At 64.3% G+C, this 13,860-nt stretch carries 13 protein-coding genes and 1 tRNA gene; 4 read left to right on the top strand and 10 right to left on the bottom strand.

Going from position 1 to position 13,860, the window contains the following annotated elements; all coding sequences use genetic code 11:
• Positions 1-27: 27 nt before the first annotated feature.
• From JWR89_RS12340 to JWR89_RS12315, 6 genes are all read right to left on the bottom strand, one after another.
• On the bottom strand, positions 28-852 hold the full coding sequence (locus JWR89_RS12340) for an alpha/beta hydrolase (protein WP_299716327.1): 825 nt from the start codon (positions 850-852) through the stop codon (positions 28-30).
• A gap of 81 nt (positions 853-933) precedes the next feature.
• Positions 934-1,440, bottom strand: coding sequence for a hypothetical protein (locus JWR89_RS12335; RefSeq protein WP_299716324.1), 507 nt, complete (start codon positions 1,438-1,440; stop codon positions 934-936).
• A gap of 261 nt (positions 1,441-1,701) precedes the next feature.
• Positions 1,702-2,010, bottom strand: coding sequence for a UBP-type zinc finger domain-containing protein (locus tag JWR89_RS12330; RefSeq protein ID WP_299716321.1), 309 nt, complete (start codon positions 2,008-2,010; stop codon positions 1,702-1,704).
• Positions 2,011-2,039: 29 nt separating this feature from the next.
• A complete protein-coding gene (locus JWR89_RS12325; protein WP_299716318.1) occupies positions 2,040-2,348 on the bottom strand; it encodes an EthD family reductase in 309 nt (102 codons plus the stop codon).
• A gap of 44 nt (positions 2,349-2,392) precedes the next feature.
• Positions 2,393-4,090: an FAD-dependent oxidoreductase gene (locus tag JWR89_RS12320; RefSeq protein ID WP_299716315.1), complete on the bottom strand. Its 1,698-nt coding sequence runs from the start codon at positions 4,088-4,090 to the stop codon at positions 2,393-2,395.
• Positions 4,091-4,124: 34 nt separating this feature from the next.
• Entirely contained in the window at positions 4,125-4,328 is a 204-nt protein-coding gene (locus JWR89_RS12315; protein WP_299716312.1) for a hypothetical protein, read from the bottom strand.
• Between the two features lie 303 nt (positions 4,329-4,631).
• Between JWR89_RS12315 and JWR89_RS12310 the strand changes: the two genes are divergently transcribed.
• Positions 4,632-4,706 (top strand) — tRNA-Thr (locus tag JWR89_RS12310).
• A gap of 43 nt (positions 4,707-4,749) precedes the next feature.
• On the opposite strand, the gene JWR89_RS12305 is transcribed toward JWR89_RS12310, so the two are convergent.
• Positions 4,750-5,697 (bottom strand): LysR family transcriptional regulator, encoded by a 948-nt coding sequence (locus JWR89_RS12305; RefSeq protein ID WP_299716309.1) that lies wholly within the window; start codon positions 5,695-5,697, stop codon positions 4,750-4,752.
• 102 nt (positions 5,698-5,799) lie between these two features.
• Between JWR89_RS12305 and JWR89_RS12300 the strand changes: the two genes are divergently transcribed.
• Entirely contained in the window at positions 5,800-7,314 is a 1,515-nt protein-coding gene (locus JWR89_RS12300; protein WP_299716306.1) for a CoA-acylating methylmalonate-semialdehyde dehydrogenase, read from the top strand.
• A gap of 130 nt (positions 7,315-7,444) precedes the next feature.
• Here the strand turns inward: JWR89_RS12300 and JWR89_RS12295 are convergent, their stop codons facing one another.
• From JWR89_RS12295 to JWR89_RS12285, 3 genes are all read right to left on the bottom strand, one after another.
• Positions 7,445-8,755, bottom strand: coding sequence for an aspartate aminotransferase family protein (locus tag JWR89_RS12295; RefSeq protein WP_299716424.1), 1,311 nt, complete (start codon positions 8,753-8,755; stop codon positions 7,445-7,447).
• A gap of 66 nt (positions 8,756-8,821) precedes the next feature.
• Complete coding sequence (locus JWR89_RS12290) at positions 8,822-9,886, bottom strand: phosphotransferase (RefSeq protein WP_299716303.1); 1,065 nt, start codon at positions 9,884-9,886, stop codon at positions 8,822-8,824.
• A gap of 147 nt (positions 9,887-10,033) precedes the next feature.
• Complete coding sequence (locus JWR89_RS12285) at positions 10,034-10,378, bottom strand: hypothetical protein (protein WP_299716300.1); 345 nt, start codon at positions 10,376-10,378, stop codon at positions 10,034-10,036.
• A gap of 386 nt (positions 10,379-10,764) precedes the next feature.
• On the opposite strand from JWR89_RS12285, the gene JWR89_RS12280 reads away from it, so the two are divergent.
• Positions 10,765-11,478 carry an outer membrane protein gene (locus JWR89_RS12280; RefSeq protein ID WP_299716296.1) on the top strand — a complete coding sequence of 238 codons (714 nt, stop codon included), beginning with the start codon at positions 10,765-10,767 and terminating at the stop codon, positions 11,476-11,478.
• A 186-nt stretch (positions 11,479-11,664) separates the two neighbouring features.
• Positions 11,665-13,809, top strand: coding sequence for a methyl-accepting chemotaxis protein (locus tag JWR89_RS12275; RefSeq protein WP_299716293.1), 2,145 nt, complete (start codon positions 11,665-11,667; stop codon positions 13,807-13,809).
• Positions 13,810-13,860: the final 51 nt, after the last annotated feature.

Raw genomic sequence — 13,860 nt, 5'->3', positions numbered from 1 at the left:
CCGCCGCGTCCGGGGCAAGATCTCACCTCAGCCCTGGATGAAGGCCAGCAGCTCCGCATTGATGACGTCGGCGTGGGTCGTGATCATGCCGTGCGGATAGTCCTTGTAGGTCTTCAGCGTGCCGTTCTGCAGCAGCTTGGCGGACAGCGGACCCGCATCGGCGTAAGGCACGATCTGGTCGTCCTCGCTGTGCATCACCAGCACCGGCACGGTGATCTTCTTGAGATCCTCGGTGAAGTCGGTCTGCGAGAAGGCGACGATGCCGTCGTAGTGTGCCTTGGCGCCGCCCATCATGCCCTGCCGCCACCAGTTCGCGATGACGCCTTCCTGCGCTTTGGCGCCGGGCCGGTTAAAGCCGTAGAACGGCCCTTCCGGCAGGTCGCGATAGAACTGCGCGCGGTTGGCGGCGAGCGACGCCTGCAGCCCGTCGAATACTTCCTTTGGTAGGCCGCCGGGGTTGCTGGCGGTCTTGACCATGATCGGCGGCACCGCGCAGAGCAGCGCGGCCTTGGCGACCCGGCTCTCGCCGTGGCGTCCGATGTAATGGGCGACTTCGCCGCCGCCGGTGGAGTGGCCGATATGGATCGCATTCTTCAGATCGAGATGCGCCGTCAGCGCCGCCAGGTCGTCGGCATAGTGGTCCATGTCATGGCCCTCGCCGGTCTGGCTGGAGCGGCCGTGGCCGCGCCGGTCATGGGCGATGACGCGAAACCCCTTGCTGAGGAAGAACATCATCTGCGGATCCCAGTCGTCCGCCGACAACGGCCAGCCGTGGCTGAATACGATCGGCTGGCCGGTGCCCCAGTCCTTGTAGAAAATTTCTGTGCCGTCCTTGACTGTAATCGTTGGCATAGTTTTTCTCTCACTCAGTTCAACAGAGTTGGAAGCGTAGGACTTTTGCGCGACGCCATGACGACGTCGCGCAACGGGCGATCAACCGAGGCTGAGCGGCGCGGGGCGAAACTTCTTCACCGCGGCCGCGATCACGACGATGAAGAACACCAGCACGATGCCCTGTACGATCGCGAACGGCGGCTCGCTCGGCGGTACGCTGGGCGCCAGCGCATGCAGCGGCGCAATCTTCAAGAAGCTCTGGATGATCAGGACGAAGACGTTGAGATACAACGACAGCATGGCAGTCAGGACATAGATCCAGCGCCAGGAGCCGGACAGTTTCTTGCCGTACAGCGCCAGACAGGCGACCGCCAGCAGCACCAGCGAAAGGATGCCGATGACGTGCGACGGCAGCAGTTTTTCGACCGGAAAGAAGAATCCGGTCACGCTGGTCAAGATCGTCGTCGCCAGAAACAGCGCGGTCCAGTTGCGCAACGGATTCGACGTCAGCAGGCCGATCATCGCAATCAGTCCGGCGACAATCCCGACCAGGCTGATCACCACGTGAAGCAACGTAAACGTCGCCAGGCTCATTCCTAAAACCATGATACGCCCCTCGTGTTAGACCCGCGCGAAGGTTACGACGCACCGCAGCAACTTGCTAGACGGATTGTTTCCCGAGTACGTGATCGGCGATCTCGCGCCATCCATATTGCGGATCGCCGCCCGAATCTTGTCGAAAAGTACGATGCGCCAACCGGATGAGTGATGGCGGTCGAGCAATTCAACCGGCTTTACCCGCCTCGTCGCGCGAAGGACGTGAAAGCCTCGAATCCGGACGCCGCAAAATCGGAGGCCAGTGAGCCTTCAGTAGTAACGCGGGATCGGACCGTTGTGCGGCGTCTTGCGATCGGACAGGTCAAACATCACCTCGTCGACGTAGCACCAGCCCCAGCCTTCCGGCGGATCGTAGCCCTCGATGATCGGATGCTTCGTCGCATGGAAATGCTTGGTGGCATGCTTGTTCGGGGAATCGTCGCAGCACCCGACATGGCCACAGGTGCGGCAGATCCGGAGATGAAGCCAAACGCTGCCGCTCTTCAGGCACTCCTCGCAGCCGAGCGCGCTCGGCGTGACATCGCGGATGCCCGAAATATGCGTGCAGGGTTTGGCCATCATCGTCTCCAGTAGATCTCGATCAGGGATCAGACGTCACGCGTGTCAAAGAAAACGATATCCGCGCCGCCGGTCGCGAAGTTCGGCAGATCGCCCGCCGCGGCCTGCCCCTCGGGGCTGGCAAAGGCGGCCTCGATCGCGGCGGCGCTCTCGAACGTCAGCGTCGCCACCAGATGCACGCCACTCGGACCGCCGGGCCCGGCGACGCCGCCGTTGCTCACCTGATACTTCTTCAGACCGGGCAATTTCTTCGCCAGCGGAATATGGGTCGCGGCATAGTATTTGTCGAAGGCAGCGGGATCGTTCGGGGTCTTGTAGATGACGACAAGCTCGGCCATGAAGTCCTCCCTGATTTTTCTGTTTGGTAGCAAACCTCGCTATCCTAGAGCCCCGGTTTTGCGGTGTCGCCCAGAAATCCATGCAGCGCCGCCACCACCTGGGCGCCCTCGCCGATGGCGCCGCCGACGCGTTTGACCGAGCCTGACCGCACGTCGCCGACGGCGTAGACGCCGGGCACCGAAGTTTCCAGCGCCTGCACGCTGCGACCGGCGAACGGCGCGCCGGTCATGACGAAACCATCGCGGTCGAGATTAACGCCGCAACCGTCGAGCCAGTTGGTGGCGGGATCAGCGCCGACGAACAGGAACAGGTTGCGGATCTCCGTGGCGGACGTTTCGCCGGACAGCCGGCTGCGCAGCGTCACGCGATCGAGCCCGGAATCCCCGGTGCCGGCGAGCCCGACCACTTCGGTATTGAACACCAGCTCGATGTTCGGCGTCGCCTCGATGCGCTCGATCAGATAGCGCGACATGCTGGCGCCGAGCCCGCCGCCGCGGATCACCATGTGGACCCGGGCGGCGTGCGCCGCGAGAAACACCGCGGCCTGTCCGGCCGAGTTGCCGCCACCGACCAGGATCACCTCCTGCGCCTTGCACAGCCGCGCCTCGATCGGCGAAGCCCAGTACCAGACGCCGCGGCCCTCGAAGTCGGACAAATGCTCGATGTCGGGGCGGCGATAGCGCGCGCCACTCGCCACTACCACGGCTTTGGCACGCAGCACGTCGTCGTCATCCAGCGCCAACGCAAAGGCGCCGTCGTCACGCGCGCAATCGAGCGATTTCACGGTGACGGGGATCATGATGTCGGCGCCGAACTTCTGCGCCTGGTTGAACGCCCGCGCGGTCAGCGCCATGCCGGAGATCCCGGTGGGAAAGCCGAGATAGTTCTCGATGCGGGCGCTGGCGCCGGCCTGGCCGCCGAAGGCGCGGGCGTCGCACACCGCCACCGACAGCCCCTCGGACGCCGCATACACCGCCGTCGACAGGCCCGCGGGTCCGCTACCGACGATCGCGACGTCGTAAACCTTGCCGCGGGTGATGTGGCTGGTCATGCCGATGGCGCGGGCGAGATCGGTCACCGACGGATTGCGCAGCACGCTGCCGTCGGCCGACACCACCAGCGGCAGATCCGCCGGCGAAGGCGTGTAGCGCGCGATCAGGTCGGCGGCGTCCTTGTCGGATGCCGGGTCCAGCAGATGGTGCGGATAGCCGTTGCGGGTGAGGAAACCCTGCAGGCGGATGACATCAGCGGTATCGGGCGCGCCGATCAGCACCGGGCCGCCGACGCCGCCCTGGATCAGGTTGACCCGGCGCAGGATCAACGCCCGCATGATGCGCTCGCCGAGGTCCGCCTCCGCCACCAGCAGCGCGCGCAGCCGCTCCGGTGGAATCATCAGGGTTTCGACATCGCCTTCGGCGTGGCCATCGACCAGCGCCACGCGGCCGGACAACTGGCCGATCTCGGCCAGGAACTGCCCGACGCCCTGATCCGCCACCGGCGTGATGTGGCCAAGGCCATCGCGCTGGGTGATGGCCACATGGCCCGACAGCACCACAAACATGCCTGGGCCGGGCTTGCCGGTCTCGAACAGGCGCTCGCCGTCCTGATAACGCCGGATCTCGCCGAACCGGCGCATCCGCTCGATTTCGGCAGCGGTCAGCACCGGGAAGGTCTGGTCGTGGCGCGGCAGCAATAGCGCGGAGGATTCCGCAGACGCGGGGGCAGTGGGCTCTGAAGACATCTAAACTCACATCGCTACGCGTTGAATCGGCACGCTATGAAGGGTCATCGGGATCGGTCTGTCTTGCACATATGTCCGGCACGGTGCCCGCGCCGGCGGCGGACGCCTCGGCCGGTTGGTCGGCGCGGCCGCGGGACTGCGATTTGCGCCGCTTCAGGTTTTCACGCAGCGCGGCGCGCAACCGGTTCTGCCGGGCGATTTCCTGCTGGTTGGGGCGTTCGGTCGGTTCGTCGGTCATGGCTCGCCGGCTCGGTCACGGTGCTGAATACGGGCGGTATCGGTGATGCTGCCCGACATCGTCGGTTCAATGCTCTATCAGCAATACCGCCAACGCCCCGCACATAAGCACGCTCGCCGGGAGCGCAACGCGGGCGGTTTGCCCCTACGGAACCCGGGCATCGGCCGCGAATCGCCCGCGCGCCGTGCGATTCATTCACAATGATGCCGCCACGGCGACCGCCGCGCTTGCGCCGCCCGAAACCATGTGGCAAGGATCGCCCCGCTTGACGGGCCCTGCGGGGTTGATTCCCGTCCCCAGCATGCTGCCGTAGCTCAGTGGTAGAGCACTCCATTGGTAATGGAGAGGTCCACAGTTCGACCCTGTGTGGCAGCACCAGCCATCTTATTGATCGCAAACGCTATTTTCCATTTCGCCGTGACTACGACGACGCCCCCGAAAATCCGTCGGCCAGCCGTTCGCGCAAAAATGCCACCAGCGCCTGGACCGTGCGTGGAACCTGGGGCGCATAGGGGCGGATGGCGAACAGTTGCTCGCCGAATGCGCCGACCACCCGCCAGTCGGACAGCACCGGGCGCAGCCGGCCGGCCTCGATCTCCTGCTGGGCGCTGAAATCCGGCACCAGGGCGATGCCCAGTCCGGCCAACGCCGTCTCGCGCAGCGCCTCGCTGTTGTTGGCGGCGAACACGCCGGAAATTTTCACGGTGATGCGCCCGCTCTTGCCCCTGCCCTTGCGCGGCTCGAACGCCCAGGTCGGCGCCACGCTGTCGCGCAGGTAGTGCAGACAATCGTGTTCGCCGAGATCCTCCGGCCGCGCCGGCGTGCCGCGCCGTTGCAGATAGCCGCGGCTGGCGACCAGCAACGAGCGGGTGTCGCACAGCTTCCACGCCACATGCGTATCCGGCACGGTGGCGACATGACGGACGGCGAGATCGAAACCCTCTTTGGCCAGCGAACTCAGCCGGTCGGACAATTCGAGCTCGATGCGGACTTCCGGATAAAGGCGCAGGAATTCAGGCAGCAGCGGCACGATGCGCTGCCGCCCCAACGCCACCGGCATGGTGACCCGCAAAATCCCGCGCGGCGCGCCGGCCATGTCCTTCACGCCGGCAAAATGCCGCTCAATCTCGGCGAAGGACGACCGCGTCGAATCCACCAGGTGTTGGCCGGCTTCGGTCAGCCGCACGCTGCGCGTGGTGCGCCGGACCAGCGGCACGCCGGTGGCCTGTTCGAGCTCGCTGACGCGATGGCTCATGGCCGCCTTGCTGACGCCGAGCCGGCCAGCCGCCGCCGTGAAGCTGCCGGTCTCGGCGAGCACGCCGAGCCAGTGCAGATGCGACCACAGCGATTCCACCTTCTTGGTTTTCATCAAGCCATTGTTCAGTTTTCTGAACAGTTAGTCCAATGATTTGACCTGTGGTCGCCCGGACCGGGCCGCTACACAGGCGGCACCCATAACCGAGGACGGACCATGACCGCAGCCTTCACCGCCACCCAGGACGTCGGCAATTTCATCGACGGCGCGCCCATCAGCCTCGCAGCCAACCGCAAGCAGGCGGTCTACAACCCCGCAACCGGCGCCGTGGCGCGCCAGGTGGTGCTGTCGTCCGCCGAGGAGGTGAACGACGCCGTGAAGAGCGCCCGCCGCGCCTTTCCGACTTGGGCCGACATGCCGCCGATCCGCCGCGCCCGCATCATGAACAAGTTTCTGGCGCTGATGAACGAGCACACCGACGCCCTGGCGGCGATGATCACCGCCGAGCACGGCAAGGTGTTCTCCGATGCGCAGGGCGAAGTCGCCCGCGGCATCGACATCATCGAATTCGCCTGCGGCATTCCGCAACTGTTGAAGGGCGACTACACCGACCAGGTCTCCACCGGCATCGACAACTGGACGATGCGCCAGCCGCTCGGCGTCGTCGCCGGCATCACGCCGTTCAACTTCCCGGTGATGGTGCCGTGCTGGATGTTCCCGGTCGCGATCGCCGCCGGCAACTGCTTCATCCTGAAGCCGAGCGAGCGCGATCCCTCGCCGTCGCTGTTCATGGCCGATCTCCTGATGCAGGCCGGCCTGCCGAAGGGCGTGTTCAACGTGGTGCAGGGCGACAAGCTCGCCGTTGATACGCTGCTGCAGCATCCCGGCGTCTCCGCCGTGAGTTTCGTCGGCTCGACCCCTATCGCGCATTACGTGCACCAGCAGGGCTCGCAATACGGCAAGCGCGTGCAGGCGCTGGGCGGTGCCAAGAACCACATGGTGGTGATGCCCGACGCCGACCTCGACCAGGCCGTCGATGCGCTGATCGGCGCCGGCTACGGCTCGGCCGGTGAGCGCTGCATGGCGATCTCAGTCGCGGTGCTCGTTGGCGATGTCGGCGACAAGATCGTCCCGATGCTGGCCGAGCGCGTCAAGAAGCTGAAGATTCTGAACGGCATGGAATCCGCGGCCGAAATGGGCCCGGTGGTGACCAAACAGGCGCTGGAGCGCATCGAAGGCTATATCGGGATCGGCGTCGAGGAAGGCGCGAAGCTGGTGGTCGATGGCCGCGGCGTGAAGATCGCCGGCCATGAGGATGGATTCTTCACCGGCGGCACGCTGTTCGACAACGTCACGACCGAGATGAAGATTTATAAGGAAGAGATCTTCGGGCCGGTGCTGTCCTGCGTTCGCGTCGCTGATTTTGCCGAAGCTCTGCAGATCATCAACGATCACGAGTTCGGCAACGGCGTGTCCTGCTACACCCGCGACGGCAATGTCGCCCGCGAATTCTCGCGCCGCGTGCAGGTCGGCATGGTCGGCATCAACGTGCCGATCCCCGTCCCGATGGCCTGGCACGGCTTCGGCGGCTGGAAGCGCAGCCTGTTCGGCGACATGCATGCCTATGGCGAGGAAGGCGTGCGATTCTACACCAAGCAGAAGTCGATCATGCAGCGCTGGCCAGAAAGCACCGCCCAAGGTGCCGAATTTGCGATGCCGGTTTCGAAGTAATACCCTTGTCCCGGACGCGGAGTCTGTCGTCGTAGGGTGGGCAAAGCGAAGCGTGCCCACCGACCTGAGTTTGATGCAAGGTGGTGGGCACGGCGCAAGGGCGCCTTTGCCCACCCTACAGATCTAGTGCTCAAAGCGCGGCGAACACCTTTTCCGTCTCGCTCAGCAGCCGGTCGGCATTGGCTTCCGAGAACACCAGCGGCGGCCGGATTTTCAGCGTGTTGGCATTGGCGCCGGTGGCCGAGATCAGCACGCGGCGGGCGCGCAGGCCGTTGACCACGGCCGCGGCCGCGGCGGCATCGGGCTGTTTCGACGCGCGGTCCTTGACCAGCTCGAGACCGACATAGAGGCCGGAGCCTCTGATATCGCCGATCTGCTCGTAGCGCTTCGCCAATTCGGCAAAGCCATCACGCAACATCTTGCCGACGCGCAATGAATTCTCCTGCAGCTTCTCGTCGCGGATCACGTTCAGCACGGCCTGCGCTGCGGCCATGGCCACGCTGTTGCCGCCGAACGTGTTGAAGTAGCGGTTGTCGCGGCCGAAATTCTTGACGATGTCCGGGGACAGCGCGACGGCGGCCACCGGATATCCATTGCCCATCGGCTTGCCCATGGTGACGATGTCCGGTGCGATGCCATGGCGCTGGTAGCCCCACAGTCTCTCGCCGCTGCGGCCGAAACCGGATTGCACTTCGTCGGCGACGAACAGGCCGCCGGCCTTGTGGACGACATCCCGCACCGGGCCGAGCACGTCGGTCGGATGCGAGAAGATGCCGTCGGAGGAGAACATCGAGTCGGCGATGAAGGCAGCCAGGCCCTCGCCGCGGCGCTCCAGATCCTCAATCTCCTTCGCGACGTGCGCGGCCATCATCGGACCCATCTGGTCTGGCGCCACGCGATAGGAGTCCGGCGCTGGCACGCGGCGCACCCACGTCCCCAAAGGCGATTGCGCGCCCAGCGACGGCGAGAAGCTCGCGGTGAGATCGGAATTGCCGTGATAGGCCTCGTCGGTGACGATGATGCCGCGCTTGCCGGTGTAATGCCTGGCTATGCGCAGCGCGAGATCGTTGGCTTCCGATCCGGTGCAGGTGAACATCACGTGCTTGAGGTTGTCGGCGTGGGTGCCGAGCAGGTCCTCGGCATAGTTCAGAATGCCTTCCTGGATATAGCGCGTGTGCGTGCACAGCGTGCCGAGTTGCTCGCTGATGGCGGCGACGACGCGCGGATGGCAGTGCCCGACCGACACGACATTGTTGTAGGCGTCGAGATATTCGTGGCCCTCGGAATCGTACAGCAGCACGCCCTTGGCGCGCGCGACCTCGACGGGATCGTTGTAAAACAGCCGGTAGGCCGGGCCGAGCAAGGCGGTGCGGCGCTCGACAAGCTTGCGGCTGCGCTCGCTCAAGCCGGCCGCGCTGGCGGGATCGAACGCATTGTTCATCTTGCCGCGCGGGGCGGTGGCTGCAGTCATGATCGCATCCTCTATCGCTTCAAGGGACCGGCCTGTTCAGGCGGCATAGTTGGCAAACTGGCTGGACACCTCGTCTGCGGATCGGCTCAGGAACCAGTCGAGCTGCGGCCAGCAATGGGCGGTGAAGCGCGTCACATAGGCCGCGTTGGCCGGTACCGCATTGGCCAGCGCGATCGACAGCAGCGCCCGCGCCACCACCCGCCCCATCACCAGATGGGGAAGCAGGCTGAGCTCTTCCGCGGTCAGATCGGCGACGCCGAGATAGCCTTCGAGCAGATCGCGGCCATGGCCGAAGAACTCGCCGTCGCTCTGCCCCGGCCGCTGGCCGAGCAGTGCGGTGGAGACGTCGATCGCCACCGAGGTCCGCACCGCGTCGCCGAAATCGATCACGCCGCTGACGAAGTCCGGCAGCGCCGGATCGACCACGATGTTGGACTGGCTGAAATCGTTGTGCAGCACCTGCATCCGGGTGCCGGCGATACGGCTGTCGATGGTGGCGAAACGGGCGAGGCCCGCCTCTAGATGGCGGCGCTGCGCGGGATCCTTGACCTCGCCGAGCAGGCCTTGCAGGCTGAGCAGGTGCTGGATGTCCCAGGCCAGCACGCGGTTATCCGCGGGATGGCTGAAGTCGGCGACCGCCAGGCGAAGCCGGGCCAGCAATTTGCCGATCGCCTGCCGCCCGGACACCGTGGACGGCACCTCGCTGAGAGGCTTCCCCTCCAGATACGTCATCATCCGCACCTGGCGGCGCTGCCCGGCCCTGTCCTGGTGCAGAAAGTGTCGATCGCCCGCATCATTGCCGATCACGCGCGGCACTGGCAGTTCAGGCGCCTTCGCGGCGATATGATCGAGCAGCTGGACCTGAAGGTCGATCTCCGGGACATTTTCCGAAGGGTTCGCCACTTTCAGAATGAAGCGCGACCCGGATACTGGCGAAATCCGGAAGGTATCGTCCTTTTCCGTGGCGAGCCGGACCGCGCGCCCTTCGATCCCGAAGCGATGCAGCGCCAAATCTGCGGCCTCGGCCTCGGACATATTGATGTAAGTCGCCGCAAGACCGCCCTGCAAGGCGATCGAGGGAGCGGGTGCATCGTGTTTCACCAGATAATCCTGAACCTGTTACGATCTCGGCACGGTACGCGGGGTGTGATCCGGCATTGCATGATCGGAAATCGCTCGCAATGACTTTCCAGGCCGGCACGGTCGGCCCCTTGCGATTACCGTGCCGACCGCGGCATCGAGGTGCGGTCAGGCGTCGCTGTGCTCCAGCACCTTCAAGGCCTCGCGATTATCGGCGGCGCGGGCATCGTCGATATAAGCCACCAGCAGGCGGTTGAGCGCGGTGGGATCGAGCACCCTGAATTCACGGGGATGGATCCAGCCATCGAAATAGCGGTCGAGATAGCCGGCGGGGCTGTCTTTCTCCTCGACCCAGCTCGGCCCGACGAGCATGGCGGGCCGAGTCTCCCAGAAACACACGACGAGATGCCTCGCATGGGCCGCGTGGGCCAGAATTCGCTGTCCGTCCCGTGGCGCTTCACTCATCGGCCGCAACCACTGGCCGTATTCCCGTAAAATCCGCTCAACCTGCATGCAACGCGCTTCCATTTGCGGAGAGGCGCCGACAGGGCACCCGCGCGGAGATTAACTTGGCTCGTGCTTTTTGTTTCCGGTCGAACTGCGGCGCAAGTTTAATCGCCGTTGCGTGTCCGATGCCACCTGCGGTTTAGAGCTAAGCCAATGCGCAGCCACAGTGCGCATAAAAGGGACAGAGCTGCGCTAACCCGCGGCCAATTAAGGCTACTTTAAGATTTCATTAAGGCTGCATTAAGCACAGAAAACCCAGTTTTGTCAGATGGTTCAGTTCTCCGTCGCTGTGGCGAATGGGTGACAGTATTTTACGCAAAAGCTGTCTACATCCACGCCATGGACGGAGCCGAAGCGCGGCTGCTCTAAAACGTTTTCTGGAGAATACAACAATGAAGAACTTCCTTCTCGGCACCGTTGCCCTGATCGCCTTGACCGCGACCGCCTCGGCCGCCGATCTCGCCGCTCGCCCCTACACGAAGGCTCCGGCCTACGTCGCTGCCCCGATCTACAACTGGACCGGTTTCTACATCGGCGGCCACGTCGGCGGCGCGTTCTCGGGCAACAACGGCTTCGCCGGCGTTTCCAGCAGCAACAACGATGGCCAGTTCATGGGCGGCGTTCAGGGCGGCTACGACTATCAGTTCGCTCCGAACTGGGTGTTCGGTGTTGAAGCGAACTACAGCTGGACCGGCAACAACAACAACGCCATCGTGTTCCCCGCTCCGAACGCGGCTTACAGCTTCACCAGCAACCTGAAGGGCATTGGCTCGGTCACCGGCCGCGTCGGTTACACCTGGGGTCCCGCACTGCTGTACGTTAAGGGCGGTTACGCTTACGCCGACCTGAACCGTTCGGTTGTCGGTCCGACCGCGATTGCCATCAACGGCAACAAGGACGGCTACACCGTCGGCGCCGGCCTGGAATACCTGTTCACCCAGAATTGGTCGGGCAAGGTTGAGTACCAGTACTACGACTTCGGCAAGACCTCCTTCGGCACCGCTCCGCTGGTTGCTTACGGTTCGACCCGCAACGACGAGCACACCGTCAAGGCTGGCCTGAACTACCGCTTCAACCTCGGTGGCCCGATCCTCGCGAAGTATTGATCTTCGTCTGATCTAACGATCTGATGAGAAAAGGTCGGCGCTTGCGCCGGCCTTTTTGTTTGCGCGGCGTCGATCCGCCGGCCGCGAATCGAATTTTGGCCCGCCTTCCCGATTTCTTAACCGGGTACCGTGATACTGCCGCCGCATTCGATCCACGGATTTAGTGGACACGCGGGAACGGTCATCATGGCATTGACGTCGATCATCGGGAAATTTGCGCGGCTTCGTATTTCACGGCCGCGCTGGGGCATCCGGGGCAGCCTTTTCGCCGCCTTTGCCGTGATCGCGGGCATGGCCATCGTCATCTCGGTGGGTGCCGGCATGATTCTGGGCCAGCTCGGCCAGATGATGAGCGACCTCAGCGGACGCGACATCCCGAAGCTGACAGCCAGCCTGGAACTGGCGACGGCCAGCGAGAACCTGGCTAGCCAGGGCCCGACCCTGCTGGCCTCAGGCAGCACGGACATCCTGAAGGAACGCTCGCAGAAAATGCGGGAGACCCACAAGATTGCCGTTGAGAAACTCGATGCCATTGCCCGGCTCGGCGCTGACAAGGCCGTCGTTGCAGCGCTGGGCGACACCGTCAAGAATATCGAAGACACGATTCGCAGCCTCGGCGCGGCGGCCCAGGAGCGGATCGACGCCGCGGCCCAGCATCAGAAACTCTACGACGATCTGCGCGAGGCCGAGACGCTGTTCGTGTCGATGTCGGCACCAGCGTTGATGGATGCCCAGGGCAATATGACCTCCACATTATTGTCCCCGAACTTTTCTCGGGACAGCGCGTCGGCGGTCGCCAAGACGATCGACCAGGTCGGCGATATCGTCGCTAGCACCAACCTGATCGCTGCCGACCTGATGTCCGCGCTTTCGGTGAACAACGCCGCCGCGCTGAACCCGATCGAACGCACGTTCCAGGCCGGGCAACGACGTATCAAGTCCATGCTGGGTGCGGTCGCCGGTGTCGGCGGCGCCGATGACCTGAAGGATTCCGCGCTCAAGTTGCTGGCCTTGGGGGATGGCAAGATCAATGTTTTCAAGGTTCGCCAAAACGAACTTGATGCCGCTGATTACGGCGAGCTAATCTTGGAGGAAACCCGCAAGCTCAATCTCGGCCTCGGCAGCAGCGTCAAGCAACTCGTCAACCGAGTGCGCGTCGAGACCGAAGCTTCGACCTCGCAGGCGCGGCAGACCATCTCGGTCGCGACTCAGATGATGCTCGGACTGGGCGCCCTGACCCTGATCGGGTCGGCGCTGTTCGTCTGGCTGTATGTCGGCCGCAGCATCCTGCGCCGGATCGCGCAGCTGCAGCGCGCCATGCAACGCTTGTCGAGTGGCGACCTCGAAACCGAGATCGCCCGCAGCCGCCAGCAGGACGAAATCGCCGTGATGGCGAATTCGCTGGAAATCTTCCGCGAAAACATGATCAACGCCCGCGCCCTCAGCGCCGACCAGGATCAGGACCGCATCGCCAAGGCCGAACGCGCGACACGAATCGAAGCGCGCATTGTCGATTTCGAAGCCACGGTCCGCGCCGCGCTGGAAAAACTGCAGAACTCGGCCGATTCGATGCAGACCACGGCCCAGAGCATGTCGGCGACCGCCGACCGCTCCAGTGCGCTGGTGAGCGCGGTGGCCTCCGCCGCTGAGGAAACCTCGGTCAACGTACAGACCGTGTCCGCCGGAACCGAACAACTGTCATCGTCGATCTCCGAGATCAGCCGCCAGGTCGCCAGTTCGGCCGGAATCGCCGCCAAGGCGGTCGGCGAAGCCGGCCAGACCGACGCCACCATGCAGGGGCTGGCCGAGAACGCCAACCGCATCAGCACGGTGATCGACCTGATTCAGACCATCGCCTCGCAGACCAACCTGCTGGCGCTGAATGCGACCATCGAGGCCGCCCGCGCCGGCGATGCCGGACGCGGCTTTGCCGTCGTCGCCTCCGAGGTCAAGAGCCTCGCCAACCAGACTGCCAAGGCGACCGACGAGATCCGCGCGCAGATCGTCTCGATGCAGCAGGTCACGACCACCGCGGTCGGCGCCATTCGCAACATTGGCCAGACCATTGGCGAGATCAACGACGTCAGTTCCGCGATCGCCGCGGCGGTCGAGCAGCAGGGCGCGGCAACGCGCGAGATCGCCCGCAACATCCAGCACGCCGCAGGCGGCACCAGCGAAGTATCGAGCAACATTGTGGGGGTCAGCGAAGCCTCGATCGAGGCCGGCATTGCTGCCAACGACGTGCTTGGCGCCTCCGGCGACCTGCGTCGCGAAGCCGATATTCTGCGCGGTGAAATCGACGTCTTCCTGTCGAACATTCGCGCGGCGTAATATCCAGCGCCGCCCGCAGCGCATGGCTGCGTTCGGCCGGCGATCCTTGCT

This window comes from Tardiphaga sp., from assembly GCF_028290785.1.
Taxonomy (GTDB): domain Bacteria; phylum Pseudomonadota; class Alphaproteobacteria; order Rhizobiales; family Xanthobacteraceae; genus Tardiphaga.
This window is presented reverse-complemented; position numbering and strand designations above follow the sequence as displayed.